Origin of the sequence: Numidum massiliense (assembly GCF_001375555.1) — a bacterium.
In the GTDB taxonomy this organism is placed as follows: Bacteria; Bacillota; Bacilli; order Thermoactinomycetales; family Novibacillaceae; genus Numidum; species Numidum massiliense.
In genome coordinates this window covers 29,613-47,847 of sequence record NZ_CTDZ01000009.1, presented here as the reverse complement: position 1 = coordinate 47,847, position 18,235 = coordinate 29,613, and the positions used below count along the sequence as shown (strand labels likewise).

13 protein-coding genes are annotated in these 18,235 nt (G+C 50.1%); 4 read left to right on the top strand and 9 right to left on the bottom strand.

Features of this window, described 5'->3' with window-relative positions; all coding sequences use genetic code 11:
- Positions 1-222: 222 nt before the first annotated feature.
- Entirely contained in the window at positions 223-2,340 is a 2,118-nt protein-coding gene (locus tag BN1247_RS00930) for a M2 family metallopeptidase (protein WP_054948697.1), read from the top strand.
- A 199-nt stretch (positions 2,341-2,539) separates the two neighbouring features.
- Positions 2,540-3,472 carry a DMT family transporter gene (locus BN1247_RS00925; protein WP_231633064.1) on the top strand — a complete coding sequence of 311 codons (933 nt, stop codon included), beginning with the start codon at positions 2,540-2,542 and terminating at the stop codon, positions 3,470-3,472.
- 132 nt (positions 3,473-3,604) lie between these two features.
- On the opposite strand, the gene BN1247_RS00920 is transcribed toward BN1247_RS00925, so the two are convergent.
- On the bottom strand, positions 3,605-4,306 hold the full coding sequence (locus BN1247_RS00920) for a hypothetical protein (protein WP_054948696.1): 702 nt from the start codon (positions 4,304-4,306) through the stop codon (positions 3,605-3,607).
- A 373-nt stretch (positions 4,307-4,679) separates the two neighbouring features.
- Here BN1247_RS00920 and BN1247_RS00915 point away from each other — a divergent pair, with 373 nt between their 5' ends.
- On the top strand, positions 4,680-5,756 hold the full coding sequence (locus BN1247_RS00915) for an MBL fold metallo-hydrolase (protein WP_054948695.1): 1,077 nt from the start codon (positions 4,680-4,682) through the stop codon (positions 5,754-5,756).
- Positions 5,757-6,088: 332 nt separating this feature from the next.
- On the opposite strand, the gene BN1247_RS00910 is transcribed toward BN1247_RS00915, so the two are convergent.
- From BN1247_RS00910 to BN1247_RS00895, 4 genes are all read right to left on the bottom strand, one after another.
- Positions 6,089-7,627 carry a golvesin C-terminal-like domain-containing protein gene (locus BN1247_RS00910; protein WP_054948694.1) on the bottom strand — a complete coding sequence of 513 codons (1,539 nt, stop codon included), beginning with the start codon at positions 7,625-7,627 and terminating at the stop codon, positions 6,089-6,091.
- 305 nt (positions 7,628-7,932) lie between these two features.
- Positions 7,933-9,282, bottom strand: a complete 1,350-nt coding sequence (locus BN1247_RS00905; protein ID WP_187119684.1) for an ISLre2 family transposase — start codon at positions 9,280-9,282, stop codon at positions 7,933-7,935.
- 454 nt (positions 9,283-9,736) lie between these two features.
- On the bottom strand, positions 9,737-11,281 hold the full coding sequence (locus BN1247_RS00900) for a golvesin C-terminal-like domain-containing protein (RefSeq protein WP_054948692.1): 1,545 nt from the start codon (positions 11,279-11,281) through the stop codon (positions 9,737-9,739).
- 206 nt (positions 11,282-11,487) lie between these two features.
- A complete protein-coding gene (locus BN1247_RS00895; RefSeq protein ID WP_054948691.1) occupies positions 11,488-11,907 on the bottom strand; it encodes an RrF2 family transcriptional regulator in 420 nt (139 codons plus the stop codon).
- A 290-nt stretch (positions 11,908-12,197) separates the two neighbouring features.
- Here BN1247_RS00895 and BN1247_RS00890 point away from each other — a divergent pair, with 290 nt between their 5' ends.
- On the top strand, positions 12,198-13,250 hold the full coding sequence (locus tag BN1247_RS00890) for an inorganic phosphate transporter (protein ID WP_054948690.1): 1,053 nt from the start codon (positions 12,198-12,200) through the stop codon (positions 13,248-13,250).
- Between the two features lie 98 nt (positions 13,251-13,348).
- Here BN1247_RS00890 and sdhB read toward each other — a convergent pair whose 3' ends face one another.
- The 4 genes from sdhB to BN1247_RS00870 form a co-directional block, all read right to left on the bottom strand.
- Positions 13,349-14,095: a succinate dehydrogenase iron-sulfur subunit gene (gene sdhB / locus BN1247_RS00885; RefSeq protein WP_054948689.1), complete on the bottom strand. Its 747-nt coding sequence runs from the start codon at positions 14,093-14,095 to the stop codon at positions 13,349-13,351.
- Positions 14,088-15,797 carry a succinate dehydrogenase flavoprotein subunit gene (sdhA, locus tag BN1247_RS00880; protein WP_390622056.1) on the bottom strand — a complete coding sequence of 570 codons (1,710 nt, stop codon included), beginning with the start codon at positions 15,795-15,797 and terminating at the stop codon, positions 14,088-14,090. Before sdhA ends, sdhB begins: the two co-directional genes overlap by 8 nt.
- A gap of 69 nt (positions 15,798-15,866) precedes the next feature.
- Positions 15,867-16,517, bottom strand: a complete 651-nt coding sequence (locus BN1247_RS00875; protein ID WP_054951429.1) for a succinate dehydrogenase cytochrome b558 subunit — start codon at positions 16,515-16,517, stop codon at positions 15,867-15,869.
- A gap of 322 nt (positions 16,518-16,839) precedes the next feature.
- Positions 16,840-18,078 (bottom strand): aspartate kinase, encoded by a 1,239-nt coding sequence (locus BN1247_RS00870; protein WP_054948687.1) that lies wholly within the window; start codon positions 18,076-18,078, stop codon positions 16,840-16,842.
- Positions 18,079-18,235: the final 157 nt, after the last annotated feature.

Genomic DNA, 18,235 nt, shown 5'->3' with positions numbered 1-18,235 from the left:
AACAGTGAACGACAAACTTCATGCGGCATTGCCCCTATGTAAAATGTATTTGTATAGGAAAGCGCTGACACTAGTTGCTCAGAATCGTTCCATCCTATCATTCTAAACCACCACTTCAACACTTGTACACGCACATAGCTTCCTTACGACAAAACGGCGTTCAAAACGGGTTACTTGACGTTTACTAACGGAAGGATACACTTTTGGGAGGGAAGATCTCAGATGGAAAAACAGGCACAACCGCTACTCGATCACATCGTACCGGAAATCGCTGCGCTACAAAAACAACTCGCGGAGGCCGCATGGCAACAAGCGACGACCGGCGAGGCACAGTACAGCGCCCGTCACAGCGAAGTCGAGAAAAAGTTGCAAAAAATCATGACAGACGAAGAGCTACTCGCACAACTGGAATCGTTGCAAAAGCGAAGTGGCGACAGTAATAATGACGACAGTAGTAATACTGTGAGTGCTACTGACTCCACCGCCGATTCCCTTGCGTCCCGACAAGTACAACATCTGTATCTCATGGCATTGCGGCACCGCGCTTCTTCGGAGGATTTTGCTGAATTAACGAAACGGACGAACGACATTTGCGACACGTTTAATCGCTTTCGCGCGACGTACGACGGCAAACTCGTTTCCGATAACGACATCGTGCATATTTTGCAAACAGAAAAAGATACATACAAACGGAAAGAAGCATGGTACGCAAGCAAGCAAATTGGCGAGAAAATAGCCGGGAAGCTAATCGACCTAGTCAAACTACGTAACCGCATCGCACAAAAAAACGGCTTTCGCGACTATTACGCGATGAGCCTCGCTGCGAGCGAGATTGACGAAGCACAATTATTTACTTTGTGCGACGCAGTCAAACAAAAAACGGATCAACCGTACGCCGATATCAAAAAAGAGATGGACACAATCCTCGCTAAACAGTATACCGACTTGCGTCCAGAGGGGCTGCGGCCGTGGCATTACGTCGATCCGTTCTGCCAGCAAGCGCCTTCCGTATTTAACGTCGACATTGACAGCTACTTTGCGGACAAAAAACTGGAGGAGATCGCGGGAGCTTTTTTTCAAGCGATTGGCTTAGACGTGTCCGACATTTTACAGCACAGCGATTTGTACGAACGCGAAGGTAAAAACGAACACGCCTATTGTATGACGTTCGACCGCGAAGGCGACGTGCGCATTTTGTGCAATTTGCGTCCGAACGAAGCGTCGATGCGGACGTTGTTGCACACGCTCGGCCACGCGGCGTACAGCAAATACGTCGATCGAGAACTTCCTTACCTCCTGCGCACCGCCGCCCACAAGTTGACGACGGAAGGGATTGCGCTCATGTTCGATCGTCTCACGAAGAACCCTGCGTGGCTCGCAGCGTATGCGAGCGAGGGTGATGATGTGCCCTCCGAATGGAAAGTCAATACTGAATGGACAGATAACTTACAAAAACAGTATGCGCTCACGCAACTCGCACAATTACGCTGGATGTTAGTCGTCATTTATTTTGAACGCGATCTGTACGCCAACCCGGACCGCAATTTGAACAAACGTTGGTGGCATTACGTAGAGACGATTCAATACATCCCGTGTCCCGAAGCGCGTAACAAACCGGACTGGGCGGCTAATATTGACCTCAGCCTTAACCCAGTTTACTACCAAAACTACTTGCTCGGCGAACTGATGGCATCGCAGCTGTGGGCGACACTGGAAGAAAAGATCGCAAATAGTTCCGCCCAAGCAACAGGCGAACCGGCTCCGGCGCACTCCGCACCGACAGGCGACTCTGTAGCGTCAGACAAACCTGCACCGTTAGGTAAACCTACTCCGTCAAGTAAATCTACACCACCATCGAACAAATCTGAACCACTGGTCGAATCAGCACCGTCGGGTGATTCTGCACGGTCAGATGACTCTGCTCCGTCGGGTGATTCTGCACGGTCAGGTGACTCTGCTCCGTCAGGTGATTCTGCGCGCTCGCACGAAGCCGCTACACGCGGCACCGCCTACTTAATTAGCAATGAAAAAACAGGTGCCTTTTTGCGCAAACACATCTTTGCGCCTGGCGCGAAGTGGCATTGGAATGAACTGCTCCTCAGCGCAACAGGGGAAAAGCTAAATCCAGACTACTATATCAACGCGTTCAAGGCGCTCGTCGAACAGTTCGTCGAAGTGAAAAAGCCGAAAAAGCCAGCGAAAAAGGCTGGCGGACCACGCGCTAAAGGGACAAAGGCAAAAGCTACATCGGAGTCTAAGGCAAAAACGAAAACGAAGGCAGCAGCAGATGTTGTTCCGAAAAAGGAAAAAGCAGCAGCCGCGAAGACGGAAAAAGCGTGAGCGACATGCCTTTCACTCCCACAAATGACACGTGGCGATTGGGAAGGCAATGAATTGGTGGGGCAGTTCGCCCCCACCACCCCGTTTCTCGCCTGCCCTAATCTAGCTTGCACCTAGCAATACCAACCCGACATACTACTTGCTGCTTTTTGTCACGAAGTCATGTCGGCAATTTCCCCTGAAAATTCTATCTAAGTAGGTGGTAACGATTTTACGTGAGCAAATCAAAGCATACGTCTGTCTTACATTAGCCATGATGATTGTAGGTAGTTCAATCGTTGTCGGTAAACTGATGGTGGCGCAAATTCCTGTTTTTTTAGCTTCTGGTCTTAGATTTGCGATCGCCTCTGTCATATTGATTATTATTTTGCTTTTAGTTGAAGGAAAATTCCCTAAACTGACAATAAAGGATGTCGGCATTATTTGCTTGCAATCTTTTACGGGGGTTTTCCTGTTTAGCATTTGCTTACTGTATGGCGTGCAATTTACGACGGCGACGGAAAGTGGTATTATTACGAGTCTGACACTAATCGTAATTGCGGTTTTATCCCTCTTTATTTTAAAGGAAAAATTAACAAAGCGGATTGTTTTAAGTATCGCACTCGCAGTAGTCGGTATTGCTGTGATCAATCTCATTAACGGTGATGGAGAAGCTAGAGGGTATTTTCCATTACTTGGTAATGTTTTAATTATGCTTGCTGTCATTGGTGAAGCGCTGTTTACCATTTTAGGTAAGCTATTGTCGCATAAAGTAAGCCCCTTAGCCATTTCTACTTTTGTTACAGTGATCGGCTTCTTATTATTTTTACCCCTCGCCATATTTGAAGCCGTTACGTTTGACTTTCGTCAGCCGGGTCTTCTCGATTGGGGATACGTATTGTATTTCGCGGTATTTGTAACTGTTGTTGCCTTTTACCTTTGGTACAGTGGAGTGTCAAAAGTGTCCGGGAGCGTATCCGGTGTGTTTACAGGTGTTTTACCCGTATCGACTATTCTTTTATCGTACGTCGTCCTAGATGAACAACTCACATGGGCACACGTGATCGGGGTTGCTTTTGTACTCGTAGGGATTACGAGTATCTCTTTCGCAAATAGGAAAAATAAAGGAACTGATGTAGCAACCATCAGATAAGCAGACATACTTGAGCAACGTCACACAAATGTCGTCGTCGAAAAGATTACGTAAGCTTTTGGCCACGTTTAAAAATAAATGCTTGGCAAAACGGGTGGCGACTGTCCCACCCGTTTTGTGTCTTGATCAATCTTAAACGACCGTCGGCTGCGCTTCTTTCAACCGTTCGTACTCCTGCTTTAACACGTACAGCTTTTCGCGAATTTGCTCCTTGCGCACCTTTTGCTCCGACTGCGCCATTAAGTAATCTAACAACAATGGGTACCAACTGAGCCCCATCACAGCTTGCGTAAAGGCGTGTGCGGCAATCTCGCGCGTCTTTTCGACGGACTGTTTAAACGTGACTGGCCCTACTTTACGCATTTTAACTTTCGGTAACTGCAGATCGGTTCGACCGAACCGCGTCTCCTCCAAGTGGTGAAACCATTCGTGACACATATGTAATGCCATAAAATCTTCCTGTCGCACGCGGTACCCGCTTTTCAAAAAAAAGTGTTCCATCTGTTCCAGCGATGGCCGGTATATATAAATGACGGGCGGCTTTTTTTCATATTGGGCGCGGACAAACTTATTCCCCTCGCGCTTTTTTTCATCGCTGAACGTCACTCGCGTGCCGCTTTGCGCGATTTGTTTCATTAGCGGCGCTAAATCCCCGTCATAACTAAACACCTTTCCCGCCTGCTGACCGATTTGCAAGGCGCCATCAATGTAGGACACGATCGCGCGCGGCGCAATGTTCGCATACAACGGGTCTTGTGTTAATTCCGTGTAAGCGAGTACGTCGGCGCTAACGACCGGCCACACCCGTTCCAAAGAAACGTTGTGCAAATACATCTGTCACCACCCCTCTCTTGCGAAAGAAACCTCTTTCTTCTCCTCTTTCCTCACGACAATGCTCCCCAGCACGAATCATGTGTTAAAGAAGCAACAGGGTCAAACTTCGTTCAAGATAACTTATGCCGTGCGCAGCTTGCTCTATTCGCTTCCTCTTTTTGCGCACCTCTATTTGCGCACCCCTTAAGCTGGAAAGTTGCACAATTACTCGAAGCTGGTGTGCACGGTTATGCATAGAAAATATACAAAACGCGAAAACAGCTTGCGGACGTATGAAATCGACGCGAAATCGAGAAACTAATTTAAATGACTAGTTTAAATGTGTCCGTTTAATCATAGGAACAACGCTGGAACACCGACAGGAGGGAATAGTGTGACGATTGAAAGTTTGAACGTCGAAGAGTTTGTACAACAATTGACGCGTCCAGGCGAGCTCATCGTGCAAGAAATCGGGATGCCGCGGGCGCGCCAGTGGCAGTTTAAGAGCGGGCGGCTCGTCAGCGTACGCGAACAAGACCCGCAAGAAGTGGAATACCCACAAGGTGCAGACGTGTTTTTCGTCTGTGAAGACAGCGAGTCGTGCCGCCAGTACGCGCGAGGGATTGCTGACAGCGGCGTACGTACTTACTTTTTGGCTGGTGGGCATCTCGCGTGGAGTCAATATTTTTACGACGTCGTCGTCGGTTTTGACGAGCAGATTAAAGTGTGGCAAATTCACCGTTTAGCTAAAGGCTGTCTCTCGTACATGGTCGCTGCTGGGGAACAGGCACTCGTCGTCGACCCGGCTTACCACATCGACTACTACTTGGGACTAGCACATCGTGAAAAAACGTCCATCAAAGCGGTTGTCGATACGACCGTACACCGCGATCACGTGTCCGGCGGTGCCCGCCTAGCTGCGAAAACGGGCAGTCCGTACTATGTCGCCCGCTCCGGTGGTACGGTTGTCTCGCCCGAATCTACGGCTGCCGAGTCTGAAGCTACGCATGATGTTGACCTTAAAATGAGCCACGCGGATCGGCCGGCATCAATTCGCGGTAACATCCAGTCGCTCACACAACAAGCGACCTTGCCGCTCGGCCTAGCCCACATCGAGGTCATACCGTTTCCTACGGAACACGCGGCTGGCTTGTTGGTAAATGAGAAGTTTCTGTTGAGCGGAAATGAACCACTACGCCCCGACATGCTGCAGCACGAAGACAAGCGAGACGTTCGCGACACGGTGATCGTCCTGCCAGCTCACACGGAAACATTCGCCTACTTAAACGCACACGGCATGGTAGCGACGACGCTCGGCGATATTCGCGATAAACAAAATATGCAGCGCACACCGATTACCGTGTCCGAGCCTAAAGCGGCGGAGCATGAAATTTACGAGATTAACTTGCAGCAAAAAAAGATCGACCTCGCACAGGCGACTCAGTTAGAACTGGGGCGTACCGAACGCTAGCTAAATATGACGTATTAGCTGTGACATCGGCGTATGCTGGGACTAGGACATCGGTGGGAGTTAGGGGTGTCGAAGTGCTAGCTAGGGCCTCGGTGTATACGAAGGGGAGTCGAATGTCTAGCGGGCCTCGGTGTATACGAAGGGGAGTCGAACGGCTAGCGGGCCTCGATTGTAAGCGGGGACGTCGAATGGCTGGCGGAGCTCGATTGTAAGCGGGGGCGTCGAATGGCTAGTTGGGCGTCGAGTAAGCGTTGCCCAAAATGACCGAAAAACAAGGATGTGCCGCTGGACATTCCACATGTCCCCACGGCACATCCCCGTGTCCGCTTTGGTTAACGTTTGACGAATCTTACGGCGTCGGCTATGATTAAACCTTTCCCATTCGTCCAGCGCGAAACGCCGATTACATTTTTATCTCCCTTTGCTAACGTAAATGTCCCAAGGTGTACCCATTTTCCACCGTTCTTCCTCTGGTCGACGTGCACCGTCTGATTGCCGCTTGTCGTCGCGATGACGTACGGTGTTTGACTGTTATATCCCGCGTTAGCCGGCCAGCGAGCATACACATCGTACTTTCCTTTTACTGGGATGTTAACCTTATACCAGGCGGCGTCGCTAATTTTTTTCGGATCTGTGAAGCGGTACGTTTCTCCGTACTTTTGCGCGCTCCATTCACTCGTACCCCAGTTTTTGCTCGCGGTGAAGCGGCCTTTTGTCCTGTCGTCCACAATAATCGGCTTTGGCGCATCTGTTTTAGTCACGAGCGACATGTAGTAGTTCCAATCCCAATGTTTTCCGGGGTCCGTGTGGCTGGCACCAGGCACTTCGTTGTGACCGATAATGTTCGTGCGCTTTTTCGGAATGCCGTACTTATCGGCGAGCCAACGCGTTAATTCTGCGGACGACTTGTACATCGTGTCGGTGTACCATGCTGGATCGCTCACGTATGCTTCGTGCTCGATGCCGATACTCTTCTGGTTGTAATCCCAGTTGTCCGCGTGCCAAGCGATGTTTTTATGCTTGACCATTTGTGTAATTTCACCGTCGCGCGAGCGGATGACGTAGTGGGCACTCACATTGGAAGCCGCATTTTGAAACCAACTGATCGCGCCACTGTAGGAGCCTTCCGTCGTATGAATGATAATATATTTAATCGAACTGCGGCTGGCTACCGTATAGTTGGAGCTGTGCGCCGGCACCCATCGCGCTTTAGAGTACTCGGCTGTTGCCGCTGTCGAAAACCCGCGCATCATCGTGTCGTATTTACCGCGGTTCGGTTGCACTTTCACGCTCTCAAGAGTGAGCTTCTCCCCGCCGATGGTCCGCTGGGTCCCTTCGCCGAGGATCGTATACACTTCGTCGGCATACCATTTGGCGGTTTCTTGGCTGGCAAAACCACTGTAGGCGGCAACGGCAGTATACCAATCACTTAATTTCGTCGGTACCTTGCCGTTATTTTCCTTTTTGGCCAACTCTCTTAACACAGCGGCCGCTCCGCGAATGTTGTGCTTCACATTCGTCTTCAACTGTTTCTCAGAAATGTTTAATAGTTTGGCCGCACGTTTTAGCGAGTCGTCTTGCGGGTTGTCGGCCAAGTGCATAATACCGTATCCGTTCAGTTGACTCGGCTTCCCGCCGTGGTCTTGCCACCGCGATTCCGCATAGCCGACCGCTAGCAATAACTTAACAGGGACTTTGAACTCTTGTGAGGCTTTTACAAAATGCTGAGATAGCGCGTGTTGCTTCGCCGTGGTCGATGGGGTAGTACCCGGCGCATTCCCGTTAGCAGCGTCGACAGTAGGCGCTGCCACTAGGGCAAAAGACAACACGATAACAAAAAAGCCTGCTAATATCCGTTGCTTATTATTCATCGGTTCCTCCTACAATTCCTTTATCTTTTTTTAGGCCGTATCTTCCAGCGACGTCCTCTAGTGAAATTCGTCATATATTCCCCCAATGATACTATGTCGTTAATAGAAATAACACTCACTCCCCCTTTCTTCATTAAGAACACTAAGTTTCAATTATAGCACATTTTCAATTGGGTCCGCCATCCAATAGATAATATGGTATGTGTCAAGCTTTACTCGACGACCTTACAGGATCAAGGATTTAAAGACCTAAATATGTCATTCCCTAACGTTCACTTGTTGTCCGCCCTTGAGGAGTTAACTCTTCAAGGACGGCGATTAACCACCTTATCCAAATACCCAATAGCACTTGAAGCTGATGCGGCACCTACTTGGATCCTGCCAACTTGAACCCCAATGTGATCCGACTTACCTATTCGCCTCGCATGGCGTTTTAGTTTTTGTGTCACTTGGCGGTTGGGCCAGACAGTTAATAATGCCTGTCTCAACGTCCCATTGGTAACGCCTTGTTGTACTTTGGCGATGGCTTGAGCCCCTTCTTCACTCCAGTACATGCCACGACGTTTCATGCGGTATGCCAGACGTCTCTGGTTCGATTCCATGCATCCCATCCTACGAGCATTTTTTGGCACGTCTGGACTAACCTCACGCCAGTCGCAGAGGATCTCCCAGTGCCCTTCAAGATACTTCTGCATGTTCTCGATACGCTTTTCCTCTCGCTCCGTCTCTGCATTTCCCTGTGCCGTATCAATCACCGCTTTAAACCTATCCTTATTTTTTTCGGATATTGCCTTTTCAATTTGAGGAATGAGCCTTGGCTGGCGGCTCAACCCGCGACGAATACTCCTCTTTACGTGAAAAGGATCCAATTGGCGGACAACCGATGTCGCTTCAGAAAAGGTATTTTGAACGCGTTCCTCAGAGATCCATGAAGCCGCATCCGCATTAGTCGCCACATGTGTATGTGAGAGATCCCAACGATGTCGAATCGCTGCATAACCTATTTCCCAAAAGTCATCCACCGATTCAACGGTAGAAAAGACGTGACGATCTGTTAACGAGACACGCTGTCCGTTTTGCTCCCACCCGGTATAGGCAAGCATATTTTTGATCTCTATTCCTTTGCCTCTCCCTTTGACGTATAAGCCATCTGCTTCGCAATATAAGTGCTTAACGGACGGAGAGTTAGGAATTACCGTATCCTCAAAAATTCGATCCCTTTTTTCAGCATCCATGACAGCTTGAGCTTCACCTGCTTCTTTTACTAAGCGCTGAAACGTCGTATGGCTGATCGTTATACCGGCAAGTTTTTGCGTGACCTCTGAGGCGAGGCGGTAGGTCATTCCCGGCGCTGCAGCTAACTCTGCTCCGAGCATCATAAGGTCTGGGCTGTATCTTTTACGGCGTTTTAAACCGATTGCCTCATCGACAGGGTAATGTGCGTTTCCGTTTCGGTCGTACATCAAGTGGCGTTTATAGGACACTGTCCCAAAAAAACTGGTGAACTCCCGGCTGTCCAATCGCTCACTTTTCCAACCGTATTTTTCCTTGTAATGCGTCGTCATCATCTGATCGAGCTGCTCCAAAAATTCTCCGAACAGATCAGCCATCACTTCCATCAGGCGAATACGTAAGCTTTCCCAAAACGACAACATATCTGTAGACTGTTCCAAGATAGTAGCGATTTCTGGTATAATGGTTTTCAAGGAAGACCTCTCCTTTCGTGGTGGTTAGGAGTACTATTTAGGTCTTCCTTTTCTATATTCTCCCTCCAAATTCCTGCTAAAACCCTTCGAGAGAAATGTTACACATACGATAATATGGTTACTAGTTATTCAAAAAAATGTTAGAACCTACACGAAGAAAAGGGGAACCTCATCGCCAGGCATATTACGACGATGCCCCCCTTTGCAAAAAAACGACTACCTTGTCACATTCACAATTGCACAGACATTACAGTCAGCAAATCCCACGCTCCCACTCACGTCGCTTCCCCTTTTTTCTCAAACATAATAAGAAGAAGATCCAGCGATGCCGCCGATGTCGGTTTCATTTTTCCACACACATCGCAGTAAGGGGATCACTCTCACGTGCTGCCGTCACACCTTCTTAACGTTTGACGACTTTAATCGCATCGGCGATCACGTAACCGGGCGTGTTTGTCCAACGCGATACGGCGACGATGTTTCGATCGCCTTGCGCTAACGAAAATGTCCCGAGCCGTACCCATTGTCCCCCGTTTTTCGTCTGGTCGACGTGAACCGTCTGATTGCCACTCGTCGTCACGATGACAAACGGCGTTTTGCTGTTGTAGCCCGAGTTAGCTGGCCACCGGGCATACACGTCGTATTGCCCTTGGGCTGGGATGTTAACTTTATACCACGCTGAATCACTAATCTTTTCTGGTGTGGCAAACCGATACGTGTTACCGTACTTTTGCGCACTCCATTCACTCGTTCCCCAATTCTCACTCGCCACAAAGCGACCTGGGGTACTGTCGTCGACAATTATTTCTGTCCCAGGTGCAGGATTCCCAGTCACGAGGGACATGTAATAATTCCAGTCCCAATATTTACCTGGGTCCGAGTGAGTCGCCCCTGGCACTTGATTGTGACCGATAATGTTTTGACGCGTCTTCGGAATGCCGTAACGGTCGGCGAGCCAACGCGTCAAGGCGGCGGAAGACTTGTACATCGTGTCAGTGAACCAAGCGGGATCATTCACATACGCCTCGTGCTCGATGCCGATGCTATTTTGATTATAATCCCAATTGCCGGCGTGCCAAGCAACGTCTTTATGCTTGACCATTTGCGTGATTTCCCCATCGCGCGAACGAATGACGTAGTGGGCGCTCACGTTCGATATCGGGTTTTGAAACCAGCTGATCGCGCCGCTGTACGATCCTTCCGTCGTGTGAATAATAATATACCTGAACGAACTGCGGTTAGCCGCCGTATAGTTTGAGCTGTGTGCAGCGACCCACCGCGCACTCGGATATTCAGCAGCAGACGATAACGCAGGGCCACGCTCCACAAGATCATATGTGCCGCGGTTTGGCTTAACCGCCACGCTGTCGAGCGTCAACACTTTCCCGTCGATCACCCGCTCTGCCCCTTTGTTTAGAATGGCATAAACTTCGTCGGCGTACCACCTCGCCATTTCCCGACTGTCGAGTCCGCTGTATGCGGCAACAGCTGTGTACCAATCTTTTATGTTGCTTGGCAGGTTACCGCCGTTTGCTTCTTTAGCCAACTCGGCTAACACGGCTGCAGCACCGCGGATGTTGTCCTCGACACTATTTTTTAGCCGTTCCTCGGAAAGACTTAACAACTCGGCCGCGCGCTTTAATGAATCGTCTTGCGGATTATCGGCCAAATGCATAATCCCGTAACCGTTCAATTGACTCGGCTTCCCATCGTGGTCTTGCCAGCGCGATTCGGCATACCCGATTGCTAGCAACAAATGATCGGGTACGTTGAACTCTTTTGCCGCTTTCGTGAAATATTCGGATATCTCCGCTTGACTCGTTGTCGATTGAGAAACAGAGTTAGAATGCGTTTTCATTTTGGCAGCGTCGACAACAGACACTGCCACTAACGCGAGCGCGAGTGCGAAAACGACAAAACTAGCAAACTTATACCGCTTATTACTCATCGCTTCCTCCTGCAATTCCTTTTTTTTTAAAATACCCCATAATAGATCTGTGGCCGATTAAATCATACACCCTCCTTCACTACAAAACTAGGTCTAGATCATCTAGATGGCCTAGATTATAACATAGATGAAGATAGTAGTCTAGCAACTATTGGAAAGTTACTGATTAAGCGTATTATCCCAAGAATAGGTAAAACACGTTGTACCTATCTTTTTTTCAATCGTTTTTGCAGTAAGTCTTCCAACGTCGTTTGATCTAACACATGGGCGACCGTGTCGCGCACGAGTGCCCACAGTGGCTTCAATAAACATCCTTGTTCCAACGGACACGGTTCGTACGCCGTCACACTCACACACCCCATCGGGGCAAGTGGTCCTTCAAGTTCACGGATGACGCGCCCGATTACAATTTCAGCCGGCCGCATTTTAAGCGTATAACCGCCCTTCGCTCCCCGTTTGCTTTGGACGTACCCTTTCGTTTTTAGCTGATACAATATTTGTTCTAAATACGGTACCGGAACTAGCGTCTCAGTAGCAATAAGCGCCACCGGAAGCACCTCGCCCCCTTCTCGCCCCAAAACGAGCAAAGCGCGAAGCGCGTACTCGCCTTTACTTGACACTTTCACGTGTAGCTCCCCCATTTCTTGCTAACTTCTATTCCGCACCTTATATAACCCTTATACATTCGGTACACATAGACCGTTACTTTCGTGCTTGTCTACCGCTAACCGTCTCGAAAAATCCCGAAAAGTGGGCAGTGCCTTTTTTTTGTTCATTAGGTAAACCACGATACAACGAGACAGCCTCGCTCATATTTTAATCTTGACTCAAACAGTCAACAAAAAAATTGAGGAAAAGTGCGCCATCGTACGTCTTGCACGATGTTGGTGCAGCTACCTTGCAGGAGTGTAAACAGATGCTATTTGTAACGATTGCTCTTGTCATCGGCTTCTTTTTTGCGATGAATATTGGTGCTAGCGGGACGGCTGCGGCGATGGGGGCGGCATACGGAGGAGGTGCCGTTCGGAAAAAGTGGCTTGCCCTCTTACTCGTCGGCGTCTTCGCCATCTTAGGGGCAGTCACAGGTGGGGGAGAAGTCGTCAAGACGATTAGCGGGGGATTCGTTCCCGCACAACTCGTCGATGTCGAAGTGACCATTATTATATTAGTAGCGGCCTGCTTGACTCTCTTTATTGCGAACGTGCTCGGGATTCCGCTCTCGACGAGTGAAGTAACCGTCGGGGCTGTCGTCGGTGTCGGAGTCGCGTTTAAGTCATTGTACGTCAGTCATGTCGTGTTGATCGTCGCCATTTGGCTCGTCTTCCCTTTTATTGCGTTTGGCATGACGTACTTAATCGGAAAATGCGTCCCGCTCATCGAAAAAAAGATCGCCGCATCCGAGAAGCGGCGTCAGCACCAAAAAGTGTTAGTTGGTTTCGTGATCGCGGCCGGCTGTTACGAAGCGTTCTCGGCAGGCATGAACAACGTCGCCAACGCTGTCGGTCCTCTCGTCAGTGCGGGCATTATCGATACAGGGACCGCGCTATGGTCCGGGGCACTATTCGTCGCGCTCGGCGCCCTTGCGTTAGGTGGAAAAGTTTTAGAGACAAACGGAAAAAAACTCACTAAATTGTCGCTGCTCAGGGCGTGTGTCATCTCGTTGACTAGCGGTTCACTTGTCATCACCGCTTCGTTATTCGGTATACCCGTCCCGTTAGTGCAAGCGACGACGATGTCGATCATCGCAATCGGAACGGCTGATCGCGGCCGCAGCATATGGCAGAGTCGCACCGTCAGGCAAGTGCTCAAATTGTGGATCATCTCCCCCGCCGCTTCGCTCGTCGTGTCGTACGGATTAGTTGAAGCAGTCATTTTCAGCAATTATTACGCACTCGTCGCCGTCTTGTGTGCCGTCATCGTTCCCTTCGGCTTTGTTCGCTTAAAACGGGGATCGTCTAACGGCCCTTAGCTAGACAGAAACAGAACGCCCGCCTACGGATCTTTTTCCGCAGGCGGGCGTTTGTTTGAAGGGTTGGAAACTAAATCGGCACGAACCTGTGTACCCGATTAGCTGTTAAACCACTTGCGTAGCGAGTATTTGGTCGCTTCGCGGTTCATCGCGGCGATCGACGTCGTCAGTGGAATGCCTTTCGGGCACGCCTGCACACAGTTTTGCGAGTTACCGCACTCTTGCAAGCCGCCTTCCCCGATTAAAGCTTCCAAACGCTCGTCTTTGTTCATTTTCCCTGTCGGGTGTGTGTTCATGAGACGCACTTGACTAATAACCGCCGGCCCCATAAAACTCGAATTTTGGTTCACGTTCGGACACGCTTGTAAGCAGACGCCGCACGTCATACATTTCGACAATTCGTATGCCCACTGCCGGTCGACTTCGGCCATGCGCGGACCAGGGCCCAAGTCGTACGTCCCGTCGATCGGAATCCACGATTTGACGCGTTTCAACGCATCGAACATACGGCTGCGGTCGATGATTAAGTCGCGCAAGACGGGAAATGTGCTCATCGGTTCGATGCGGAGCGGCTGTTCAAATCTGTCGATAATCGCCGCACACGACTGCATCGGCCTGCCGTTTATGACCATCGAACAGGCGCCACACACTTCTTCCAAACAGTTCGATTCCCACACGACCGGTCGAACTTTTTTACCTTGCTTGTTGATCGGGTTACGCTGAATCTCCATCAGCGCGCCGATGACGTTCATATTCGGCCGATAAGGAATTTCAAACTCTTCTTTATACGGTTCACTGTCAGGATTGTCTTGTCGTGTAATGACTAGTTGAATTGTCTTACTCATGTTTCTTCGTCTCCTCCTTCGAGACGTCGTAACGGCGTTCGCGCGGCTCGATTAGCGAAACGTCAACGTCTTTATACGTTAAAACTGGGCCATCGTCCGTATGCGAGGCCATCGTCGTTTTTAACCATTCTGCGTCGTTGCGATCCGGGAAATCCGGTTTATAGTGCGCACCGCGGCTTTCATTACGGTTGAGCGCACCAAGCGTGATCACGCGAGCAAGTACGAGCATGTTCCACAGTTGTCGCGTAAACGTCGCCGTTTGGTTGTTCCAATTGCCCGTATCGTCGACGCCAATGCGTTTGTAACGCTCCATCAGTTCTAATATTTTCTCGTCGGTTTGTTTGAGTTTATCGTTATAACGGACGACGGTGACGTTGTCCGTCATCACTTTACCGAGCTCTTGATGCAATTTATACGGGTTCTCATCCCCGTCCATTTTGATAATGTTATCGTACATCTCTTGTTGCCGTTTGAGCTCTTGGTCGAAAATTGTCGAACTCGTGTCTTCGGCCGACTGGTCGAGCCCTTTCGCGTACTCGATCGCCTTCGGACCGGCGACCATCCCGCCGTAAATACAAGAGAGTAACGAGTTTGCCCCTAACCGGTTCGCCCCGTGAATGGAGTAGTCACACTCGCCGGCGGCGTACAACCCGGGGATGTTCGTCGCTTGGTTAATGTCTACCCACAAGCCACCCATCGAGTAGTGAACGCCTGGGAAAATCTTCATCGGCACTTTGCGTGGGTCGTCCCCCGTAAACTTCTCGTAAATTTCCAAAATACCGCCCAGCTTCACATCGAGTTCTTTCGGATCCTTATGCGTTAAGTCGAGATAAACCATGTTCTGTCCCTCAAGGCCGAGGCCCATTTCGACACATACTTTAAAGATTGCCCGCGTCGCAATGTCGCGTGGCACGAGGTTGCCGTACTCCGGATACCATTCTTCGAGGAAGTACCACGGCTTTCCGTCTTTATACGTCCACACGCGCCCACCTTCACCACGGGCAGACTCTGACATGAGCCGTAGCTTGTCCTCGCCCGGGATCGAGGTCGGGTGGATTTGAATAAATTCACCGTTCGCGTAATACGCGCCTTGCTGATACACTGCGCTTGCCGCGGTCCCTGTATTGATGACCGAGTTAGTCGTCTTACCGAAAATAATGCCCGGCCCGCCCGTCGCCATAATGACTGCATCCGCCTTGAACGCTTTAAATTCCATCGTGCGAATGTCTTGCGCGATTGCGCCGCGGCAGACACCGTTTTCGTCGCGGACGATACTGACAAATTCCATGAATTCGTATTTATGCACGCGCCCCGCAACTTCCCAGCGGCGCACTTGTTCGTCTAACGCGTATAGCAGTTGTTGCCCTGTCGTCGCTCCGGCATACGCCGTCCGGTGGTGTTTCGTCCCGCCGAAACGACGAAAATCTAGCAGCCCTTCTGGGGTACGGTTAAACATCACGCCCATCCGGTCCATTAAGTGCAAAATGCTGGGGGCAGCTTCACACATCGCTTTCACGGCCGGTTGATCGGCTAAAAAGTCGCCGCCGTAAACCGTGTCGTCGAAGTGCTCCCAAGGCGAATCGCCTTCACCTTTTGTGTTAACCGCTCCGTTAATACCGCCCTGCGCACATACGGAGTGCGAACGCTTGACCGGTACGATCGATAGTAAATCGACGTCCGCTCCCGCTTCCGCCGCTTTCATCGCTGCCGACAAACCTGCGAGTCCGCCGCCGACGACAATAACTTTTGCGCTACTCAATTGGAATCCCCCTTATAATGATGCAAGCTGATCAATAAATTGCGGATCGACGAATGCGAAGATCGCGCGAACGCCTACATAACTGACTAGTACGAACACGACCATACAGACGTACGTCATAGCGCGCTGTGCACGCGGCCCAACCGTAATTCCCCAAGAAACAAAGAAAGACCAGAGGCCGTTACTAAAGTGAAACACCGTCGCGATGAGACCGATTAAGTACAAGGTCATCCACAGTGGATTGGAAAGGGAGTCAGCCATTAACCGACTAAGCTCACTCGTCTCCACGTTACCGAGTGCCACTTGCACACGGGTTTGCCACACGTGAATGGCGATGAATACGAATGCAATCAAGCCGGTGACGCGTTGCAACATGAACATGTAGTTGCGGAACGTCCCGAACGACGACACGTTGTTCTTAGCTTGAAACGCAATGTACACACCGTAAATACCGTGATACAAAATTGGCAAAAAAATAAACAACGTCTCTAAAACGAGTAAAAACGGCAAGTCTTGGATCCACTGAACTTGCTCATTAAACGCTTCCGGCCCCCGCGTGGCGTAGTAGTTGGTCAACAAATGGTTTAACAAAAAAGCACCAACGGGTATGACGCCTAGCAAAGAATGGAGCCTGCGGTTAATAAAACTTTTACTTTCAGCCAACATTCTGTCCTCCTTTGTATTACAGCCACTAGATACCCCGTAGCTGTTGAAAACGTACAAAATGATGAACAAATTTATTGTACTCCTAGGAGGGGGAGGCGTCAAGGAACACGCCCCCGCCCCAAACGCAAAAACGCACGGAAAATCATACATACCAGTATATAAGTTTATTATACCACTTATAATTGTTTAATGATGTAAAAAAAGCAGCGTTTCGCCTCACCGCCAGATGTGGGGACGATTTCCGCCGCCTTTTGACTTTTTTACGGTGATCACGCCGTTGTGCACGCAGTTTTCCGCTAATTAGACGCGCCTACCTCATTCATACTTCAACTTTCGCAGCGTCAAGACCGAACGCGCTGTGCACTTTCTGCATCGCCGCTTCCGTATGTTCCCGCGGGATGACGCAAGAAATCTTAATTTCTGACGTGGACACCATTTTGATCGGGATGCCCGCGTCTGTTAACGTCGTAAACATCGTCGCCGCTACACCCGGATGCGTGACCATCCCCGACCCAACGGCCGACAGTTTGGCTAAGCCTTCTTCAACGATCACACGCTCAAACCCAAGTTTGTCCTGCTGCTGGTTCAATACGTTGACCGCCCGTTCCGCCTCTTTTTCCTGCACACTAAACGAGACGTCCATCGTTTCCGCTTCGTGCTCGCTTTGCACGATAATGTCGACGTTAATGTGCGCCGCGGCCAAGTCGGTAAATAGCACAGATAGGCAGTCGGAGCGGTTTGGCAACCCGAGCACTTTAATCCGCGCGACGTCCAAATCGTGTGCCACACCGCGCACTTTCAATTGTCGTTCCATAAGGCTCCCTTCCTTCACCCGCGTACCTCGTCCTTCGGTAAAACTAGATTTGACAGCGAGTTCTACATTGTTATTTTTTGCACATTCGACGGCGCGCGGATGCAACACGCCTGCGCCTAAATTAGCGAGCTCTAACATTTCGTCGTAAGATATCTCGTCCAACCGTTGCGCCTTCGGGACGGTGCGCGGGTCAGCCGTATACACGCCGTCGACGTCTGTATAAATTTCACAACACGTAGCCTGCACTGCTGCGGCGAGAGCGACAGCTGTCGTATCTGAACCGCCGCGGCCGAGCGTCGTAATTTCACCACCGTGGTCGCCGTTCGTACTGCCTTGAAAACCGGCGACGACTAACACTTCGCCTTGGTTTAAATAGTGCTGCAACGTCTCGGCATTAATCGACGTAATGCGGGCTTTTCCATGTACGTCGTCCGTTTCGATCGCCGCTTGCCAACCAGTGAGCGAACGCGTCGGCACACCAATCCCTTGCAAGGCCATACTCAGTAGGGCGATCGACACTTGTTCGCCCGATGTGAGTAGCATATCCATCTCTCGCTGCGACGGAAACTTTGATATTTGCGTGGCTAAGTGGACGAGTTCATCGGTCGTCTTGCCCATGGCCGAGACGACGACGATACATTGGTGCCCTCGCTCGATCGTCTTTTTTACCCGCTGTGCAACATGCCTGATGCGTTCAATCGTGGCGACAGACGTCCCACCGTATTTTTGTACAACTACACCCATGCTAATCTCCTCTCACCGCCTACCAGTCCGCTGTCCAAAAAAACGTATGATGCCAAGCAGTTCATATGGAAAGATAGTATTAATTGTTTGCCATCATACCATACGGCCCGGAACGATGACAACCGTTTTTTATGCATGATAGCATTTTTTTATACAA